Below are 20638 nucleotides of genomic sequence, written 5' to 3'. Positions count from 1 at the left end.
ATAATCATACTACATTATAAATGTAATATTAATTGTAAGCCTTTACATACTTGTATATACAAGTTGTAATTCAGTTAAATAAATATAGGGGAGTGAGTTCAATGGCTGTGAAGAGAGAAGATATTAGACGGATCATTGATGCTATAGGTGGACAAGACAATGTCGACGCAGCAACACATTGTGTGACACGCTTACGATTAGTATTAAATGACGAAAGTAAGGTTGATAAAGATGCGTTAGACGAAATTGAATTAGTTAAGGGGTCTTTTGCAGCGAATAACCAATTTCAAATTGTAATTGGTCAAGGAACTGTTGATGAAGCGTATAAAATTTTTCAAGAAGAAACGGGTGTTGAAGAAAGTTCGAAAGATGATGTGAAGAAAGCGTCAGAACAAAAAATGAATCCATTTCAACGTTTAATTAAGTTGCTAGGTGATGTGTTTATTCCGATTCTTCCAGCCATCGTTACGGCTGGTTTACTCTTAGGTTTAAACAATGTGTTAACAGCGAAAAATTTGTTTGGTGCTCAACCACTTGTTGAACAATATGCTTGGTTAGCAGATTTCGCAAATATTATTAACGTTATCGCAAGTACCGCGTTTATCTTTTTGCCAGCTTTAATTGGTTGGTCAGCAATGCGTGTGTTTGGAGGTAGTCCGATTTTAGGTTTAGTATTAGGTTTAATCTTATTACATCCACAACTTGCTTCTCAATATGACTTAGGTGGCGGTAAATCAAGTGAGATACCTGTGTGGCACATGTTCGGTTTGGAAATTAAACAATTAAATTATCAAGGGCAAGTATTACCTATACTATTCGCAACTTGGGTATTATCAGTGATAGAGAAATTCCTCACAAAACGTGTTCATGATTCAATCAAGATGTTAGTCGTTGGACCAGTAGCACTATTAATTACTGGATTCTTAGCATTTATTGTAATTGGACCTTTAGCGCTAGGCTTAGGTACACTGATTACGGATGGTATTAAAGCGATCTTTGACAGTGCTGGTTGGTTAGGCGGAGCAGTGTATGGATTATTCTATGCACCACTTGTTATTACAGGTTTACATCATATGTTCTTAGCAGTAGATTTCCAACTGATGGGAAGTCCTTTAGGCGGCACTTATTTATGGCCGATTGTTGCGATTTCAAATATTTGTCAAGGTTCAGCAGCATTTGGTGCTTGGTTAGTATACAAAAAACGTAAAATGGCTAAAGAACAAGGTTTGGCTGTTACTTCAGGTATTTCAGCATTCCTAGGTGTTACTGAACCAGCGATGTTCGGTGTCAACTTACCATTGAAATACCCATTCTTCGCAGCAATTATTTCATCTAGTTTATTAGGTGCATTTATTGGAGCTAATAAAGTGTTAGGTAGCGTGGGTGTTGGTGGCGTACCTGCAATCATCTCGATTCAAAGAGAGTATTGGAGCGTGTTCGGTATTGCGACATTGATAGCTATGGTGTTACCAGCTATACTAACCGTTGTACTTTCGAACTTTGCACAAGAAAAAGCGAAAGAAATGGTAAAAGAATAATTAATAAAAGGAGTTTATCAATATGGCGGTTTCAGATTGGAAAAAGTCTGTCGTTTATCAAGTGTATCCAAAATCATTTAATGATACGACTGGAAATGGACAAGGGGACTTACAAGGGATTATTGAAAAGTTACCTTATTTACAAACGTTAGGTGTCGATTATGTTTGGTTAACGCCAATATATGAGTCGCCAATGAATGACAATGGCTATGATATTAGTGATTACTATCAAATTAATCCTGATTTTGGAACTAAAGAAGATGTTGAAAAGCTACTCAATGAAGCACATCGATTAGGTATTAAAGTTATGTTAGATATCGTGATTAACCATACGTCCACAGCTCATCGTTGGTTTGTAGAGTCTCGTAAATCAAAAGACAATCCTTATCGAGATTATTACATTTGGAAAGAAGGTTCTAAAGACGAGCCGCCAACAAACTGGGAGTCTAAATTTGGTGGTAATGCATGGACTTATGATGAACAAACTGAAAGCTATTATTTGAGATTGTTCGATGTATCTCAAGCTGATTTAAACTGGGAGAACGACAAGCTTAAATCCGAGATTTATGAAATGCTCAATTATTGGATCGATTTTGGTGTCGATGGTTTTAGATTTGATGTGATTAACCTCATATCTAAAGGTGCATTCGAAAATTCTAAAGCAATCGGGAAAGAATTTTATACAGATGGTCCGAAAGTTCATGAATATTTACAAGAGCTGAACAAACAGACTTTTGGTGATAAAGATATTATGACGGTTGGGGAAATGTCATCAACGACAATAGAACATTGTATTAAGTATACAAATCCTGAGCGTCATGAGTTAAGCAGTGTATTTAATTTTCATCATTTAAAAGTAGACTATAAGAATGGTGAAAAGTGGTCGGACATGAGATTTGATTTTCTTGAATTGAAGCGTATTTTAATGGAATGGCAAGTAAATATCGCTAAAGGTAACGGGTGGAATGCGATATTCTGGTGTAATCATGATCAACCTAGAGTTGTGACGAGGTTTGGTAATGATACAACTGAAGAGGATAGAGTGAAGTCTAGTAAGATGTTGGCAATATCGTTACACATGTTACAAGGCACGCCGTATATATATCAAGGTGAAGAAATTGGGATGACGGATCCTAAGTTTACGGATATCAATCAATATAGAGATGTTGAGTCACTTAATGCATATAAACTATTAAAAAATCGTGGTATGGATGAAGAACTGATTATGAAAGTAATCGGTCAAAAATCTAGAGATAATTCAAGGACGCCTATTCAGTGGAATGATCATGATAATGCAGGGTTTACAACAGGAACTCCATGGATCGGAATTCCAGAAAATTACAAGCATATTAACGTTGAAGCGGCACTTGAAGATAAAACGTCTGTCTTCTATACGTATCAAAAATTAATTCAAATCCGTCATAAATATGATATTGTAACTTATGGAGAAATAGAACCACTTCATATGGAACATCCAGATTTATTTGTTTACAAAAGACATTTGAATGATGAAACGTGGTTGATTATCGCAAATTATTCTAACAGAGCAGTGGATATCCCAGAAGATATTGATTTAGAAGGTGAAATCATGATCGCTAATAACGATTTAAAAGGTAATATATTACAACCATATGACGCATTTGTAGTTAAGATAAGTGGAAATTAAGCTATTTTTGAAGGTATAGAGGTGAACACATGAACAAGTATATGAAAATCTACCAATCTATTTGTGAAAAAATTATAAATGGTGAATATGCTCATTTACAGCAACTACCTTCCGAAAATGAATTAACAAAGATATATTCAACTTCTAGAGAAACTGTAAGGAAAGCTTTGAATTTATTGCAAGAAAAAGGTTATATACAAAAGTTGCAAGGTAAAGGTTCAGTTGTCATTTATGAAGACATCATACAATTTCCAATTTCGGAGATGATTAGTTTTCAAGAGATTAATCAAAGGTTAGGTTTAGACTATGAAACGAAAGTCGAAGTTCTTGAAGCAATACGCGCTGAAGAAGTGCCTATTGTAAAACATGCACTTGAGTTAAATGATCATGATAAATTGTGGCATGTCATTAGAACAAGGACAAAAGATGATAAAGTGCATATCATGGATGAGGACTACTTCATATGTAGTGTTATTCCTAAACTGACGAAAGAAGTTGCAGCACAATCGATTTATAAATATATTGAACACGAAATGAATGTAGAAATCAGTTATTCAAATAAATCTATTACATTTGAAAGAATGACTGAGAAAGAAACAGCTTACTTTGGTCAGTTGGACCCGCCTTTTACAGCAACAGTTAGGGGAATCGTGCACCTTAATAATGCAGAGCGATTCCAATATAATATATCTAGACATATTGCAACAGAATTTAAATTTGTCGACTTTTCGCGCAGAGTAATTAATAAAACATATTCATAGAGAATAGTTTTTCCTTGCCAAACGTAAAGGTTATGTTGTACTATATAAATTGCCGTGCTAAGTGGGGAGGTAGCGGTTCCCTGTACTTGAAATCCGCTTATGCAGGACTGAATTCCTTTGCCGCGGACATATTGTTGTGAGGTCTGCCCTCAGCACGTGGTGTCTGAAGACGTCGGTCCTATGCAATACAAACCCATGAATCATGTCAGGTCCGGAAGGAAGCAGCATTAAGTGGATCATTGTATGTGCCGTAGGGTTGCCGAAGTTTAGCTAACGACTGAGGTTACGCTTGTGATGTTTGTTCAAAGCAAAGGTGCACGGTTTTAAATTTTAAAAACTTATTAAATTATATATAAATTCAAAAAAAGAGTGACCGCGGTCACTCTTTTTCTTATATCAGGAGGATATATCATACATGACGCAATTACTAATTGGTACTATTGTGGAGTCGGAATATGAGCTAGCTAAAGAGGTTGTTAAACAAGCTTTTTTAGGTGAAGAACATACAGATGGAAATGAACATGAATTGATTGGAAAAATCCGAAAATCGCCAACTTATAATGCAGAACTTGAAGTCGTAGCAAAAACTGAATCAGGAAAAATTCTAGGTCACGCAATGATGTCAGAAGTAACAGTAAATTCTGATGAACAAAGCAATGTTGTATTAGCATTAGCACCTGTTTCGGTTTTGCCAGAATATCAAAATAGAGGAATAGGTAAAGCGTTAATAGAAGCGTTAGAATATCGAGCTTATGAAAATGGTTATATAGGTGTTGTTGTGCTTGGTCATTCTGAGTATCATCAAAAATTAGGCTACCATATAGCTTCCGACTTTGATATTTATACGCCATTCGAAGTTCCAGACGAAAACTTTATGTTTAAATACTTATGGGATCATCCTACTAAAGAAATAAGAGGCACTGTTCATTATCCAGAAGCTTTTCAATAATTTGTAATAAGAAGTCAGTATCGATTCGTGATATAATATAAGGTATATCGTATTAAACTTTGGAGGTGCCATTTTGAACTACCAGGCTTTGTATCGAATGTATAGACCGCAATCATTTTCAGATGTTGTAGGTCAAAAGCATGTCACAAAAACATTAAGAAATGCAATCCAAAAAGAAAAGCAATCACATGCTTACTTATTTAATGGCCCACGCGGAACTGGTAAGACGAGTATTGCTAAGATTTTTGCTAAAGCAATCAACTGTACAGAAAATACAAATGGAGAACCTTGTAATGAATGCGCAATTTGTAAAGGTATTACACAAGGTACAAATTCAGATGTTATTGAAATAGATGCTGCAAGTAACAACGGTGTAGATGAAATCCGAAATATTAGAGATAAAGTAAAATATGCACCAAGTGAATCTAAATTCAAAGTATATATTATAGATGAAGTACACATGCTAACAACTGGTGCCTTTAATGCACTTTTAAAAACACTTGAAGAACCACCAAGTCACGCTATATTCATTCTTGCTACGACAGAACCCCACAAAATACCACCTACTATTATTTCAAGATGTCAAAGGTTTGATTTTAAAGCTATTCATTCTGGAGAAATTGAAAGTAGATTGGCTTTTGTTGCAGATGAACAAAACATTACTTACGAACAAGACGCTTTATCATTTATTGCGCAAGTCTCAGAAGGCGGTATGCGTGATGCACTTAGCGTTATGGATCAAGCAATTGCATTTGGCGATGGACATTTATCGTTAGAACATGCATTGAACGTAACGGGTAGTGTTGATAAAGCAGCGTTGAATGCGTTGTTCGGTGATATTGTTGCTAAAGATATAAAACAGGCATTCACGAGATATCATGAGTTTATTGCTGACGGTAAAGAAGTGAATAGACTTGTAAATGATATGATTTATTTCATTAGAGATGCAATCGTAGCTAAAACAACTGAGCAAGACGACGATCAACACGCACTTCATCATATAAATTTAAATACAATGTATAAGATGATTGATTGTATTAACGACACGTTAGTTTCAATGCGTTTCGCAATTAATCAAAATGTTCATATAGAAATACTTATCGTTAAATTAACGGAATTAATTGCACATAACAATACAGAACAAGCAACATCTGGCGATCAAAACAACAATGTAGAATCAAGTGAAGTCATGAATAAAATTAAACAACTTGAAACACAAGTTAATCAACTTTCTCAAAATGGTGTTAGTCAAAAAACAAAACCTATCGAAAACAAACAAAACATTTCTAAAAAACAATCTAAACATGTTTTCTCTATTAGACAAATAGAGCGTGTGCTTGATCATGCTAATCGAGATGATTTGAATTTACTAAAAGAAAAGTGGCAAGCAGTTATTGAATCAGTGAAAGAGAAAGAACAAAGAGCTTTAGTAAGCTTATTGTTGAATTCTGAACCTGTCGCTGCTAGTGAAGATCACGTACTTGTAAAGTTTGATGAAGACATCCATTGTGAAATAGTTAATAAAAATGATGAAAAAAGAAATCATATTGAATCGATTGTCTGTGAGATAGTAGATAAAACGGTAAAAGTAGTTGGCGTGCCTAATTCACAGTGGTTACAAGTTAGACAACAATACATTCAATCTAAAAAAGCGAATCCTACTCAAAGTGAAACAGAGGAAGAAGCAAAGCCTGCAGAAGCAGATGTTGTAAAAAAAGCACAAGAATTATTTGGTGAAGATACAGTACATGTTACTGATGAGTAATACATGACATCACCTCTAAAGGTATGTATAATAAATATGACAAAATTAATTTTCTATAATGAACAAAATAGATATTAGGAGGACGAAATTATGCGCGGTGGCGGAAATATGCAACAAATGATGAAACAAATGCAAAAAATGCAAAAGAAAATGGCTGAGGAACAAGAAAAGCTAAAAGAAGAAAAAATTGAAGGAACAGCAGGTGGCGGAATGGTTACTGTTGTTGTTTCTGGACACAAAGAAATTTTAGACGTTATCATTAAAGAAGATGTAGTAGACCCTGAAGATATCGAAATGCTACAAGACTTAGTATTAGCTGCAACAAATGACGCTTTATCTAAAGCTGACGATGTAACAGCAGATCGTTTAGGTAAACATACACAAGGTCTTAACATTCCCGGAATGATGTAATGATGTTCTATCCAGAACCAATATCTAAACTAATTGATAGCTTTATGAAGTTGCCAGGAATAGGTCCTAAAACAGCTCAACGTTTAGCTTTTCATGTATTAGATATGAAAGAAGACGATGTTGTACTTTTTGCTAAATCTCTTGTAGATGTAAAGCGAGAACTCACTTATTGTGAAACTTGTGGGCATATAACGGACGTATCTCCTTGTCATATTTGCCAAGATAAGCAAAGAGACCGCTCAGTGATATGCGTTGTACAAGATTCTAAAGATGTTATAGCTATGGAAAAAATGCGCGAATATAAAGGTTTATATCATGTATTACACGGTGCTATCTCTCCAATGGAAGGTATTGGACCGGAAGATATAAATATTCCATCATTATTAGAGCGTTTGAAGAGTGATGAAGTAAACGAAATTATATTAGCGACAAACGCAAATATAGAAGGTGAATCAACAGCAATGTATATTTCTAGACTTGTTAAGCCTATTGGTATTAAAACAACTAGACTTGCACATGGATTGCCGGTAGGTGGCGATTTAGAATATGCTGATGAAGTCACACTTTCTAAAGCTATAACGGGAAGAACGGAAATTTAATAATTAACACACAACCTGCTCACATATAATATGTAGCAGGTTGCTTTCATTCAACTAAAGACTAACGGTATAGAAAAGAGTGTAAATATGATAAAAGATACAGCATTAATATTAGAAGGCGGCGGAATGAGAAGTTTATACACTGCAGGTGTTCTAGACTACTTTATTGAAAAGGATTTGTATTTTGAATACAATATCGGTGTTTCAGCTGGTGCTTCCATGGCAGCAAGTTACTTATCTAGACAATTTAGACGTAACCATCGTGTGACGACAAAGTACATTAAAGATAAACGATATATTTCTCTTTCTAATTATGTGAAGAGAAAAGAATTATTTGGAATGGATTTTGTTTATCATTATATACCAACTTATTTGGAACCTTTTGATTTTGAAAAGTTTGATCAAGCTAAAGAGGAGTTTGTTGTTGTAACAACTGACTGTGAAACTGGAGAAGCTGTATATTTTGATAAGAATGAAACTAAAGGTTCAATATTAACAGCGCTAGAAGCAACAAGCTCATTACCATTGATGGCTAATCCAGTTCAATACAAAGGACACACTTTATTAGATGGAGGAGTCGTAAACCCTATCCCTCTTAATAAAACGATTGAAGAAGGATATAAGAAAAACGTTCTTATTCTAACGAGACCAAAAGGCTATCGTAAAAAGCAAAGTAAGTTTTCTAAAGTTTTTAGACTAAAAGCATATCCTAAAGTGAATCATCTTATGGCAATTAGATATAAACATTACAATAAAACATTAGAATGGATAGAAGCGGAAGAAGAAAAAGGCAATTTATTCGTAATAAGACCTTCTGATACGCTCTCAGTGGATAGAGTTGAGAAAAATCCTAGGAAATTAGACGCTTTATATAAGCAAGGTTACGAAGATGCTGAAAAAATATACGATAAATTAAAAGAATATGTTGAGAATTAATCATATTTGAAAACAATGGGTGTTTTGGTGTAATTTTTATGCTTGAGTTAGGTGTATATAGCGTGTATAGTTATATCTTGTGAGCGAGAGATAAATAACACATCAAAACACTTTGGAAATTAATTTTAAATAAGTTGTTGACTTCGATTTAAGAAGTGTGTATAATAGATTCTTGTGAGACGAAATGAACATTGAAAACTGAATGACAATATGTCAACGTTTAATTCCGATAATTGAGTACTGAAAGTACTTCAAAGAGTGATTGGCTTAACCAATCAAAGATGAGCTAATCAAGCTTACTTCTATTATGGAGAGTTTGATCCTGGCTCAGGATGAACGCTGGCGGCGTGCCTAATACATGCAAGTCGAGCGAACAGATGAGAAGCTTGCTTCTCTGATGTTAGCGGCGGACGGGTGAGTAACACGTGGGTAACCTACCTATAAGACTGGGATAACTCCGGGAAACCGGGGCTAATACCTGATAATATTTTGAACCGCATGGTTCAATAGTGAAAGACGGCTTCGGCTGTCACTTATAGATGGACCCGCGCCGTATTAGCTAGTTGGTAAGGTAATGGCTTACCAAGGCAACGATACGTAGCCGACCTGAGAGGGTGATCGGCCACACTGGAACTGAGACACGGTCCAGACTCCTACGGGAGGCAGCAGTAGGGAATCTTCCGCAATGGGCGAAAGCCTGACGGAGCAACGCCGCGTGAGTGATGAAGGTCTTAGGATCGTAAAACTCTGTTGTTAGGGAAGAACAAATTTGTTAGTAACTGAACAAGTCTTGACGGTACCTAACCAGAAAGCCACGGCTAACTACGTGCCAGCAGCCGCGGTAATACGTAGGTGGCAAGCGTTATCCGGAATTATTGGGCGTAAAGCGCGCGTAGGCGGTTTCTTAAGTCTGATGTGAAAGTCCACGGCTCAACCGTGGAAGGTCATTGGAAACTGGGGAACTTGAGTGCAGAAGAGGAGAGTGGAATTCCATGTGTAGCGGTGAAATGCGCAGAGATATGGAGGAACACCAGTGGCGAAGGCGGCTCTCTGGTCTGTAACTGACGCTGATGTGCGAAAGCGTGGGGATCAAACAGGATTAGATACCCTGGTAGTCCACGCCGTAAACGATGAGTGCTAAGTGTTAGGGGGTTTCCGCCCCTTAGTGCTGCAGCTAACGCATTAAGCACTCCGCCTGGGGAGTACGACCGCAAGGTTGAAACTCAAAGGAATTGACGGGGACCCGCACAAGCGGTGGAGCATGTGGTTTAATTCGAAGCAACGCGAAGAACCTTACCAAATCTTGACATCCTTTGATCGCTCTAGAGATAGAGTTTTCCCCTTCGGGGGACAAAGTGACAGGTGGTGCATGGTTGTCGTCAGCTCGTGTCGTGAGATGTTGGGTTAAGTCCCGCAACGAGCGCAACCCTTAAGCTTAGTTGCCATCATTAAGTTGGGCACTCTAGGTTGACTGCCGGTGACAAACCGGAGGAAGGTGGGGATGACGTCAAATCATCATGCCCCTTATGATTTGGGCTACACACGTGCTACAATGGATAATACAAAGGGCAGCGAAACCGCGAGGTCAAGCAAATCCCATAAAATTATTCTCAGTTCGGATTGTAGTCTGCAACTCGACTACATGAAGCTGGAATCGCTAGTAATCGTAGATCAGCATGCTACGGTGAATACGTTCCCGGGTCTTGTACACACCGCCCGTCACACCACGAGAGTTTGTAACACCCGAAGCCGGTGGAGTAACCTTTTATTAGGAGCTAGCCGTCGAAGGTGGGACAGATGATTGGGGTGAAGTCGTAACAAGGTAGCCGTATCGGAAGGTGCGGCTGGATCACCTCCTTTCTAAGGATATTACGGAATGACCTTTAGGTCATGGAATTAGCGTGGACATATTGTATTCAGTTTTGAATGTTTATTTAACATTCATCATTGCACATTGAAAACTAGATAAGTAAGCAAATAGATTTTACCAAGCAAAAAACCGAGTGAATTTCTAACGAAATTCAACAAGCTTAATAATCGCGCGTCGTCTTTTTAGACGACATCACAGATTAATAACAGTTATTTTCTTAAACATTTATGTATAAGGAAATATTAGATTAAGTTATTAAGGGCGCACGGTGGATGCCTTGGCACTAGAAGCCGAAGAAGGACGTTACTAACGACGATATGCTTTGGGGAGCTGTAAGTACGCTTTGATCCAGAGATTTCCGAATGGGGAAACCCAGCATGAGTTATGTCATGTTATCCACATATGAATACATAGTATGTGAGAAGGCACACCCGGAGAACTGAAACATCTTAGTACCCGGAGGAAGAGAAAGAAAACTCGATTCCCTGAGTAGCGGCGAGCGAAACGGGAATAGCCCAAACCAACAGGCTTGCCTGTTGGGGTTGTAGGACACTCAACACGGAGTTACAAAGGAAATAATTAGACGAATGGCTTTGGAAAAGCCAACCATAGAAGGTAAAAGTCCTGTAGTCGAAAGTTATTTCTCTCCTGAGTGGATCCTGAGTACGGCGGAACACGTGAAATTCCGTCGGAATCTGGGAGGACCATCTCCCAAGGCTAAATACTCTCTAGTGACCGATAGTGAACCAGTACCGTGAGGGAAAGGTGAAAAGCACCCCGGAAGGGGAGTGAAATAGAACCTGAAACCGTGTGCTTACAAATAGTCAGAGCCCGTTAATGGGTGATGGCGTGCCTTTTGTAGAATGAACCGGCGAGTTACGATTTGATGCAAGGTTAAGCAGTAAATGTGGAGCCGTAGCGAAAGCGAGTCTGAATAGGGCGAATGAGTATCTGGTCGTAGACCCGAAACCAAGTGATCTACCCATGTCCAGGTTGAAGTTCAGGTAACACTGAATGGAGGACCGAACCGACTTACGTTGAAAAGTGAGCGGATGAGGTGTGGGTAGCGGAGAAATTCCAATCGAACTTGGAGATAGCTGGTTCTCTCCGAAATAGCTTTAGGGCTAGCCTCAAGTGGTGATTATTGGAGGTAGAGCACTGTTTGGACGAGGGGCCCCTCTAGGGTTACCGAATTCAGACAAACTCCGAATGCCAAATAATTCAACTTGGGAGTTAGACTATGGGTGATAAGGTCCATAGTCGAAAGGGAAACAGCCCAGACCACCAGCTAAGGTCCCAAAATATATGTTAAGTGGAAAAGGATGTGGCGTTGCCCAGACAACTAGGATGTTGGCTCAGAAGCAGCCATCATTTAAAGAGTGCGTAATAGCTCACTAGTCGAGTGACACTGCGCCGAAAATGTACCGGGGCTAAACATATTACCGAAGCTGTGGATTATCCGTAAGGATAGTGGTAGGAGAGCGTTCTAAACGTGTCGAAGCATGATCGTAAGGACATGTGGAATGTTTAGAAGTGAGAATGCCGGTGTGAGTAGCGAAAGATGGGTGAGAATCCCATCCACCGATTGACTAAGGTTTCCAGAGGAAGGCTCGTCCGCTCTGGGTTAGTCGGGACCTAAGCCGAGGCCGATAGGCGTAGGCGATGGATAACAGGTAGATATTCCTGTACCACCTATGATTGTTTGAACGATGGGGGGACGCAGTAGGATAGGCGAAGCGTGCTGTTGGAGTGCACGTCCAAGCAACAAGACTGAGTGTTAGGCAAATCCGGCACTCGTAAGGTTGAGTTGTGATGGGGAGCTGGATCATGTATCCGGCGAGTCGTTGATTTCACACTGCCAAGAAAAGCCTCTAGTTAGAAAATAGGTGCCCGTACCGCAAACCGACACAGGTAGTCAAGATGAGAATTCTAAGGTGAGCGAGCGAACTCTCGTTAAGGAACTCGGCAAAATGACCCCGTAACTTCGGGAGAAGGGGTGCTTTTTAGGGTGCAAGCCTTGAAGAGCCGCAGTGAATAGGCCCAAGCGACTGTTTATCAAAAACACAGGTCTCTGCTAAACCGTAAGGTGATGTATAGGGGCTGACGCCTGCCCGGTGCTGGAAGGTTAAGAGGAGTGGTTAGCTTCTGCGAAGCTACGAATCGAAGCCCCAGTAAACGGCGGCCGTAACTATAACGGTCCTAAGGTAGCGAAATTCCTTGTCGGGTAAGTTCCGACCCGCACGAAAGGCGTAACGATTTGGGCACTGTCTCAACGAGAGACTCGGTGAAATCATAGTACCTGTGAAGATGCAGGTTACCCGCGACAGGACGGAAAGACCCCGTGGAGCTTTACTGTAGCCTGATATTGAAATTTGGCACAGCTTGTACAGGATAGGTAGGAGCCTTAGAAGCGTGAGCGCTAGCTTACGTGGAGGCGCTTGTGGGATACTACCCTGGCTGTGTTGACTTTCTAACCCGCACCATTTGATCATGGTGGGAGACAGTGTCAGGCGGGCAGTTTGACTGGGGCGGTCGCCTCCTAAAGAGTAACGGAGGCGCTCAAAGGTTCCCTCAGAATGGTTGGAAATCATTCGCAGAGTGTAAAGGCACAAGGGAGCTTGACTGCGAGACTTACAAGTCGAGCAGGGTCGAAAGACGGACTTAGTGATCCGGTGGTTCCGCATGGAAGGGCCATCGCTCAACGGATAAAAGCTACCCCGGGGATAACAGGCTTATCTCCCCCAAGAGTTCACATCGACGGGGAGGTTTGGCACCTCGATGTCGGCTCATCGCATCCTGGGGCTGTAGTCGGTCCCAAGGGTTGGGCTGTTCGCCCATTAAAGCGGTACGCGAGCTGGGTTCAGAACGTCGTGAGACAGTTCGGTCCCTATCCGTCGTGGGCGTAGGAAATTTGAGAGGAGCTGTCCTTAGTACGAGAGGACCGGGATGGACATACCTCTGGTGTACCAGTTGTCGCGCCAGCGGCATAGCTGGGTAGCTATGTATGGACGGGATAAGTGCTGAAAGCATCTAAGCATGAAGCCCCCCTCAAGATGAGATTTCCCAACTTCGGTTATAAGATCCCTCAAAGATGATGAGGTTAATAGGTTCGGGGTGTAAGCGCAGTAATGTGTGTAGCTGACGAATACTAATCGATCGAAGACTTAATCAAAATTTTTAAATCGGTTTTTTAGCCGTAAAATCTGCTTACTATCTAGTTTTGAATGTGCAATACATTCTAATATAGTTTTTACTATTTGTCTGGTGACGATAGCAAAGAGGTCACACCTGTTCCCATGCCGAACACAGAAGTTAAGCTCTTTAGCGCCGATGGTAGTTGGGCTTACGTTCCGCGAGAGTAGGACGTTGCCGGGCAAATATTTATAAATGGATGCGATGAGCCGCACTCGAGACCTGTTAGGTCTCTTTTTTTGTCATTTTTTAAGGTAATCTGTATCCAGTTCCAATGTTGCGGAAGTTTAGTTTCTCATAAAATCCATTGTTTTCTGACAGTAATTCTATTCGGATTGCAGGATAAAGGTTTTGTAAGTAGTTAATGGATGCTTTTGCGTACCCTTTCTTTCTATGGCTTTTAGATATGATGATTTCTGTAATATACAGAGTATAAACGTCGAGGTTAATATATACATTTATTCTTAAATAATTATGTGCAAAATTAGTCGTTTTCCTTTGGAAAATGATCTTTCAATCTATATGATTTTCCAACAATAGAAACGATAGTTGCGTGATGAAGCATTCTATCTAATATCGTATTTGCTATTTTAGTATCTTGGAATACTTTGTCCTAAGATTTAAAATTTACATTTGTCGTAAAGATTGTGCTCTTTTCCTCATATCTTCGGTCTATTAATTGGAAAAATAGTTTGGCATCTTCTATATCTATGGGTAAGTATCCTATTTCATCAATAATTAATAATTGATATTTACAGTAGTACTTGTTCTTTTTTAGCTGCTGTTATGCCTATCGAGGTCGCTAAGTGTATTTTTCCGATACCGCTTGGCCTTAAAAATACGATATTTTCTTTGGTTTCAATAAACTTTAAAGATGTAAAATCTATTATTTGATGTTAATTAATATTGGGTTGAAATGAAAAGTAAAAGTCCTTCACCACTTTCCTAAAAGGAAAGGCAGCTACCTTAACCATTGATTCAATCATATTCTTTTCTTTAATATCAATTTCATAATTCGTCAGTTTTATAAGTGATTCAATAAATGAAAGATCATTCTTTATGCTGAAGTCTACAAATTCGTTTAAATGTATACACAGTTGCATTATCTTTAAATACTCTAAGTTCTTAATAAACTGTTGAAAGCTTATACTATCTATCATTTGCACATGTCTTCAATCGCATTCAAATTCTCTTTTGCTAAATCGTCAATCTCTGGATAATTTGAAGAAGATACCCTAAGTGACTCTATATAGTGATCTTCTTTATAATTAAGTTTTGATTTACTGATTTCGTGGACTGCGATTAATCCCCTGTTCTTTGATGTAATTGACTATTAACTCTATCATTTAATGTTCCGATGAAATCATACAATTCTTGAAGACTAAGTTGACGTTGGTAAGCATATATTTCATCTAGTAACTTCATCGTAGTTCCAACTTTAAATCGTCATGTGTGTACATAGTTAAATTAGCATTTATATACAGAGTTACATTTTGATCAGGTAAAAACCTTGTATATCCTACAATTTCTTGATTATCTTCTACAACATCCATTGATTTCAAGTATGATTGTTCAAGATTATTGTGGAAGAAAATCATATTTGAAAACAATGGGTTATTTTGTGTAATTTTTAGGCTTGAGTTAGGTGTATATAGCGTGTATAGTTATATCTTGTGAGCGAGAGATAACTAACACATCAAAACACTTTGGAAATTAATTTTAAATAAGTTGTTGACTTCGATTTAAGAAGTGTGTATAATAGATTCTTGTGAGACGAAATGAACATTGAAAACTGAATGACAATATGTCAACGTTTAATTCCGATAATTGAGTACTGAAAGTACTTCAAAGAGTGATTGGCTTAACCAATCAAAGATGAGCTAATCAAGCTTACTTCTATTATGGAGAGTTTGATCCTGGCTCAGGATGAACGCTGGCGGCGTGCCTAATACATGCAAGTCGAGCGAACAGATGAGAAGCTTGCTTCTCTGATGTTAGCGGCGGACGGGTGAGTAACACGTGGGTAACCTACCTATAAGACTGGGATAACTCCGGGAAACCGGGGCTAATACCTGATAATATTTTGAACCGCATGGTTCAATAGTGAAAGACGGCTTCGGCTGTCACTTATAGATGGACCCGCGCCGTATTAGCTAGTTGGTAAGGTAATGGCTTACCAAGGCAACGATACGTAGCCGACCTGAGAGGGTGATCGGCCACACTGGAACTGAGACACGGTCCAGACTCCTACGGGAGGCAGCAGTAGGGAATCTTCCGCAATGGGCGAAAGCCTGACGGAGCAACGCCGCGTGAGTGATGAAGGTCTTAGGATCGTAAAACTCTGTTGTTAGGGAAGAACAAATTTGTTAGTAACTGAACAAGTCTTGACGGTACCTAACCAGAAAGCCACGGCTAACTACGTGCCAGCAGCCGCGGTAATACGTAGGTGGCAAGCGTTATCCGGAATTATTGGGCGTAAAGCGCGCGTAGGCGGTTTCTTAAGTCTGATGTGAAAGTCCACGGCTCAACCGTGGAAGGTCATTGGAAACTGGGGAACTTGAGTGCAGAAGAGGAGAGTGGAATTCCATGTGTAGCGGTGAAATGCGCAGAGATATGGAGGAACACCAGTGGCGAAGGCGGCTCTCTGGTCTGTAACTGACGCTGATGTGCGAAAGCGTGGGGATCAAACAGGATTAGATACCCTGGTAGTCCACGCCGTAAACGATGAGTGCTAAGTGTTAGGGGGTTTCCGCCCCTTAGTGCTGCAGCTAACGCATTAAGCACTCCGCCTGGGGAGTACGACCGCAAGGTTGAAACTCAAAGGAATTGACGGGGACCCGCACAAGCGGTGGAGCATGTGGTTTAATTCGAAGCAACGCGAAGAACCTTACCAAATCTTGACATCCTTTGATCGCTCTAGAGATAGAGTTTTCCCCTTCGGGGGACAAAGTGACAGGTGGTGCATGGTTGTCGTCAGCTCGTGTCGTGAGATGTTGGGTTAAGTCCCGCAACGAGCGCAACCCTTAAGCTTAGTTGCCATCATTAAGTTGGGCACTCTAGGTTGACTGCCGGTGACAAACCGGAGGAAGGTGGGGATGACGTCAAATCATCATGCCCCTTATGATTTGGGCTACACACGTGCTACAATGGATAATACAAAGGGCAGCGAAACCGCGAGGTCAAGCAAATCCCATAAAATTATTCTCAGTTCGGATTGTAGTCTGCAACTCGACTACATGAAGCTGGAATCGCTAGTAATCGTAGATCAGCATGCTACGGTGAATACGTTCCCGGGTCTTGTACACACCGCCCGTCACACCACGAGAGTTTGTAACACCCGAAGCCGGTGGAGTAACCTTTTATTAGGAGCTAGCCGTCGAAGGTGGGACAGATGATTGGGGTGAAGTCGTAACAAGGTAGCCGTATCGGAAGGTGCGGCTGGATCACCTCCTTTCTAAGGATATTACGGAATGACCTTTAGGTCATGGAATTAGCGTGGACATATTGTATTCAGTTTTGAATGTTTATTTAACATTCATCATTGCACATTGAAAACTAGATAAGTAAGCAAATAGATTTTACCAAGCAAAAAACCGAGTGAATTTCTAACGAAATTCAACAAGCTTAATAATCGCGCGTCGTCTTTTTAGACGACATCACAGATTAATAACAGTTATTTTCTTAAACATTTATGTATAAGGAAATATTAGATTAAGTTATTAAGGGCGCACGGTGGATGCCTTGGCACTAGAAGCCGAAGAAGGACGTTACTAACGACGATATGCTTTGGGGAGCTGTAAGTACGCTTTGATCCAGAGATTTCCGAATGGGGAAACCCAGCATGAGTTATGTCATGTTATCCACATATGAATACATAGTATGTGAGAAGGCACACCCGGAGAACTGAAACATCTTAGTACCCGGAGGAAGAGAAAGAAAACTCGATTCCCTGAGTAGCGGCGAGCGAAACGGGAATAGCCCAAACCAACAGGCTTGCCTGTTGGGGTTGTAGGACACTCAACACGGAGTTACAAAGGAAATAATTAGACGAATGGCTTTGGAAAAGCCAACCATAGAAGGTAAAAGTCCTGTAGTCGAAAGTTATTTCTCTCCTGAGTGGATCCTGAGTACGGCGGAACACGTGAAATTCCGTCGGAATCTGGGAGGACCATCTCCCAAGGCTAAATACTCTCTAGTGACCGATAGTGAACCAGTACCGTGAGGGAAAGGTGAAAAGCACCCCGGAAGGGGAGTGAAATAGAACCTGAAACCGTGTGCTTACAAATAGTCAGAGCCCGTTAATGGGTGATGGCGTGCCTTTTGTAGAATGAACCGGCGAGTTACGATTTGATGCAAGGTTAAGCAGTAAATGTGGAGCCGTAGCGAAAGCGAGTCTGAATAGGGCGAATGAGTATCTGGTCGTAGACCCGAAACCAAGTGATCTACCCATGTCCAGGTTGAAGTTCAGGTAACACTGAATGGAGGACCGAACCGACTTACGTTGAAAAGTGAGCGGATGAGGTGTGGGTAGCGGAGAAATTCCAATCGAACTTGGAGATAGCTGGTTCTCTCCGAAATAGCTTTAGGGCTAGCCTCAAGTGGTGATTATTGGAGGTAGAGCACTGTTTGGACGAGGGGCCCCTCTAGGGTTACCGAATTCAGACAAACTCCGAATGCCAAATAATTCAACTTGGGAGTTAGACTATGGGTGATAAGGTCCATAGTCGAAAGGGAAACAGCCCAGACCACCAGCTAAGGTCCCAAAATATATGTTAAGTGGAAAAGGATGTGGCGTTGCCCAGACAACTAGGATGTTGGCTCAGAAGCAGCCATCATTTAAAGAGTGCGTAATAGCTCACTAGTCGAGTGACACTGCGCCGAAAATGTACCGGGGCTAAACATATTACCGAAGCTGTGGATTATCCGTAAGGATAGTGGTAGGAGAGCGTTCTAAACGTGTCGAAGCATGATCGTAAGGACATGTGGAATGTTTAGAAGTGAGAATGCCGGTGTGAGTAGCGAAAGATGGGTGAGAATCCCATCCACCGATTGACTAAGGTTTCCAGAGGAAGGCTCGTCCGCTCTGGGTTAGTCGGGACCTAAGCCGAGGCCGATAGGCGTAGGCGATGGATAACAGGTAGATATTCCTGTACCACCTATGATTGTTTGAACGATGGGGGGACGCAGTAGGATAGGCGAAGCGTGCTGTTGGAGTGCACGTCCAAGCAACAAGACTGAGTGTTAGGCAAATCCGGCACTCGTAAGGTTGAGTTGTGATGGGGAGCTGGATCATGTATCCGGCGAGTCGTTGATTTCACACTGCCAAGAAAAGCCTCTAGTTAGAAAATAGGTGCCCGTACCGCAAACCGACACAGGTAGTCAAGATGAGAATTCTAAGGTGAGCGAGCGAACTCTCGTTAAGGAACTCGGCAAAATGACCCCGTAACTTCGGGAGAAGGGGTGCTTTTTAGGGTGCAAGCCTTGAAGAGCCGCAGTGAATAGGCCCAAGCGACTGTTTATCAAAAACACAGGTCTCTGCTAAACCGTAAGGTGATGTATAGGGGCTGACGCCTGCCCGGTGCTGGAAGGTTAAGAGGAGTGGTTAGCTTCTGCGAAGCTACGAATCGAAGCCCCAGTAAACGGCGGCCGTAACTATAACGGTCCTAAGGTAGCGAAATTCCTTGTCGGGTAAGTTCCGACCCGCACGAAAGGCGTAACGATTTGGGCACTGTCTCAACGAGAGACTCGGTGAAATCATAGTACCTGTGAAGATGCAGGTTACCCGCGACAGGACGGAAAGACCCCGTGGAGCTTTACTGTAGCCTGATATTGAAATTTGGCACAGCTTGTACAGGATAGGTAGGAGCCTTAGAAGCGTGAGCGCTAGCTTACGTGGAGGCGCTTGTGGGATACTACCCTGGCTGTGTTGACTTTCTAACCCGCACCATTTGATCATGGTGGGAGACAGTGTCAGGCGGGCAGTTTGACTGGGGCGGTCGCCTCCTAAAGAGTAACGGAGGCGCTCAAAGGTTCCCTCAGAATGGTTGGAAATCATTCGCAGAGTGTAAAGGCACAAGGGAGCTTGACTGCGAGACTTACAAGTCGAGCAGGGTCGAAAGACGGACTTAGTGATCCGGTGGTTCCGCATGGAAGGGCCATCGCTCAACGGATAAAAGCTACCCCGGGGATAACAGGCTTATCTCCCCCAAGAGTTCACATCGACGGGGAGGTTTGGCACCTCGATGTCGGCTCATCGCATCCTGGGGCTGTAGTCGGTCCCAAGGGTTGGGCTGTTCGCCCATTAAAGCGGTACGCGAGCTGGGTTCAGAACGTCGTGAGACAGTTCGGTCCCTATCCGTCGTGGGCGTAGGAAATTTGAGAGGAGCTGTCCTTAGTACGAGAGGACCGGGATGGACATACCTCTGGTGTACCAGTTGTCGCGCCAGCGGCATAGCTGGGTAGCTATGTATGGACGGGATAAGTGCTGAAAGCATCTAAGCATGAAGCCCCCCTCAAGATGAGATTTCCCAACTTCGGTTATAAGATCCCTCAAAGATGATGAGGTTAATAGGTTCGGGGTGTAAGCGCAGTAATGTGTGTAGCTGACGAATACTAATCGATCGAAGACTTAATCAAAATTTTTAAATCGGTTTTTTGCCGTAAAATCTGCTTACTATCTAGTTTTGAATGTGCAATACATTCTAATATAGTTTTTACTATTTGTCTGGTGACGATAGCAAAGAGGTCACACCTGTTCCCATGCCGAACACAGAAGTTAAGCTCTTTAGCGCCGATGGTAGTTGGGCTTACGTTCCGCGAGAGTAGGACGTTGCCGGGCAAATATTTATAAATGGATGCGATGAGCCGCACTCGAGACCTGTTAGGTCTCTTTTTTTTGTCATTTTTTAATAAAAATGACGACTAATGTAATCATTGATATAATAGTGAAGA

The 20638-nt window shown here is 41.1% G+C and carries 10 protein-coding genes, 6 rRNA genes, 1 other RNA gene and 1 pseudogene; 15 read left to right on the top strand and 3 right to left on the bottom strand.

Features of this window, described 5'->3' with window-relative positions:
- The first annotated feature begins 101 nt into the window (after positions 1-101).
- The 12 genes from treP to rrf (PYW35_RS12795) all read left to right on the top strand — a co-directional run bounded on the left by treP (position 102) and on the right by rrf (PYW35_RS12795) (position 13870).
- Positions 102-1538 carry a PTS system trehalose-specific EIIBC component gene (gene treP / locus PYW35_RS12850; protein ID WP_103322819.1) on the top strand — a complete coding sequence of 479 codons (1437 nt, stop codon included), beginning with the start codon at positions 102-104 and terminating at the stop codon, positions 1536-1538.
- A 22-nt stretch (positions 1539-1560) separates the two neighbouring features.
- Positions 1561-3204 carry an alpha,alpha-phosphotrehalase gene (gene treC, locus PYW35_RS12845; protein WP_103322818.1) on the top strand — a complete coding sequence of 548 codons (1644 nt, stop codon included), beginning with the start codon at positions 1561-1563 and terminating at the stop codon, positions 3202-3204.
- Positions 3205-3233: 29 nt separating this feature from the next.
- Positions 3234-3965: a trehalose operon repressor gene (treR, locus tag PYW35_RS12840; protein WP_103322817.1), complete on the top strand. Its 732-nt coding sequence runs from the start codon at positions 3234-3236 to the stop codon at positions 3963-3965.
- Positions 3966-4017: 52 nt separating this feature from the next.
- Positions 4018-4286, top strand: an RNA gene (gene ffs / locus PYW35_RS12835) — signal recognition particle sRNA large type.
- A 94-nt stretch (positions 4287-4380) separates the two neighbouring features.
- A complete protein-coding gene (locus tag PYW35_RS12830) occupies positions 4381-4914 on the top strand; it encodes a GNAT family N-acetyltransferase (protein ID WP_103322816.1) in 534 nt (177 codons plus the stop codon).
- A 73-nt stretch (positions 4915-4987) separates the two neighbouring features.
- Positions 4988-6679, top strand: a complete 1692-nt coding sequence (dnaX, locus tag PYW35_RS12825) for a DNA polymerase III subunit gamma/tau (protein ID WP_103322815.1) — start codon at positions 4988-4990, stop codon at positions 6677-6679.
- A 90-nt stretch (positions 6680-6769) separates the two neighbouring features.
- Entirely contained in the window at positions 6770-7090 is a 321-nt protein-coding gene (locus PYW35_RS12820) for a YbaB/EbfC family nucleoid-associated protein (protein ID WP_016912425.1), read from the top strand.
- A gap of 2 nt (positions 7091-7092) precedes the next feature.
- Positions 7093-7689 (top strand): recombination mediator RecR, encoded by a 597-nt coding sequence (gene recR, locus PYW35_RS12815; protein ID WP_026023257.1) that lies wholly within the window; start codon positions 7093-7095, stop codon positions 7687-7689.
- Positions 7690-7776: 87 nt separating this feature from the next.
- Complete coding sequence (locus PYW35_RS12810) at positions 7777-8625, top strand: patatin-like phospholipase family protein (RefSeq protein WP_103322814.1); 849 nt, start codon at positions 7777-7779, stop codon at positions 8623-8625.
- A gap of 304 nt (positions 8626-8929) precedes the next feature.
- A 16S ribosomal RNA gene (locus tag PYW35_RS12805) occupies positions 8930-10485 on the top strand.
- A 255-nt stretch (positions 10486-10740) separates the two neighbouring features.
- Positions 10741-13667: ribosomal RNA gene (locus PYW35_RS12800) — 23S ribosomal RNA — on the top strand.
- Positions 13668-13755: 88 nt separating this feature from the next.
- A 5S ribosomal RNA gene (gene rrf, locus PYW35_RS12795) occupies positions 13756-13870 on the top strand.
- Between the two features lie 66 nt (positions 13871-13936).
- Here the strand turns inward: rrf (PYW35_RS12795) and PYW35_RS13305 are convergent.
- The 3 genes and pseudogenes from PYW35_RS13305 to PYW35_RS12785 form a co-directional block, all read right to left on the bottom strand.
- The gene (locus tag PYW35_RS13305; RefSeq protein WP_411828295.1) at positions 13937-14116 is read right to left on the bottom strand and encodes an N-acetyltransferase; all 180 of its coding nucleotides are present in this window, start codon (positions 14114-14116) and stop codon (positions 13937-13939) included.
- 55 nt (positions 14117-14171) lie between these two features.
- Positions 14172-14847 (bottom strand): annotated as a pseudogene (locus PYW35_RS12790) (ATP-binding protein).
- Positions 14848-14989: 142 nt separating this feature from the next.
- Positions 14990-15112 (bottom strand): hypothetical protein, encoded by a 123-nt coding sequence (locus PYW35_RS12785; RefSeq protein WP_275068755.1) that lies wholly within the window; start codon positions 15110-15112, stop codon positions 14990-14992.
- A 473-nt stretch (positions 15113-15585) separates the two neighbouring features.
- Between PYW35_RS12785 and PYW35_RS12780 the strand changes: the two genes are divergently transcribed.
- From PYW35_RS12780 to rrf (PYW35_RS12770), 3 genes are all read left to right on the top strand, one after another.
- A 16S ribosomal RNA gene (locus PYW35_RS12780) occupies positions 15586-17141 on the top strand.
- Between the two features lie 255 nt (positions 17142-17396).
- Positions 17397-20323 (top strand): 23S ribosomal RNA (locus PYW35_RS12775).
- Between the two features lie 87 nt (positions 20324-20410).
- Positions 20411-20525: ribosomal RNA gene (gene rrf / locus PYW35_RS12770) — 5S ribosomal RNA — on the top strand.
- Together the 16S, 23S and 5S rRNA genes form the textbook arrangement of a ribosomal RNA operon.
- Positions 20526-20638: the final 113 nt, after the last annotated feature.

Source organism: Mammaliicoccus vitulinus (assembly GCF_029024305.1).
In the GTDB taxonomy this organism is placed as follows: domain Bacteria; phylum Bacillota; class Bacilli; order Staphylococcales; family Staphylococcaceae; genus Mammaliicoccus; species Mammaliicoccus vitulinus.
This window is presented reverse-complemented; position numbering and strand designations above follow the sequence as displayed.

Excerpts from the sequence above, each read along its gene's own strand:
- treP (WP_103322819.1), top strand. The coding sequence starts at position 102 with ATGGCTGTGAAGAGAGAAGATATTAGACGGATCATTGATGCTATAGGT.
- treC (WP_103322818.1), top strand. The coding sequence starts at position 1,561 with ATGGCGGTTTCAGATTGGAAAAAGTCTGTCGTTTATCAAGTGTATCCA.
- treR (WP_103322817.1), top strand. The coding sequence starts at position 3,234 with ATGAACAAGTATATGAAAATCTACCAATCTATTTGTGAAAAAATTATA.
- PYW35_RS12830 (WP_103322816.1), top strand. The coding sequence starts at position 4,381 with ATGACGCAATTACTAATTGGTACTATTGTGGAGTCGGAATATGAGCTA.
- PYW35_RS12820 (WP_016912425.1), top strand. The coding sequence starts at position 6,770 with ATGCGCGGTGGCGGAAATATGCAACAAATGATGAAACAAATGCAAAAA.
- recR (WP_026023257.1), top strand. The coding sequence starts at position 7,093 with ATGTTCTATCCAGAACCAATATCTAAACTAATTGATAGCTTTATGAAG.
- PYW35_RS12810 (WP_103322814.1), top strand. The coding sequence starts at position 7,777 with ATGATAAAAGATACAGCATTAATATTAGAAGGCGGCGGAATGAGAAGT.
- PYW35_RS12785 (WP_275068755.1), bottom strand. The coding sequence starts at position 15,112 with ATGAAGTTACTAGATGAAATATATGCTTACCAACGTCAACTTAGTCTT.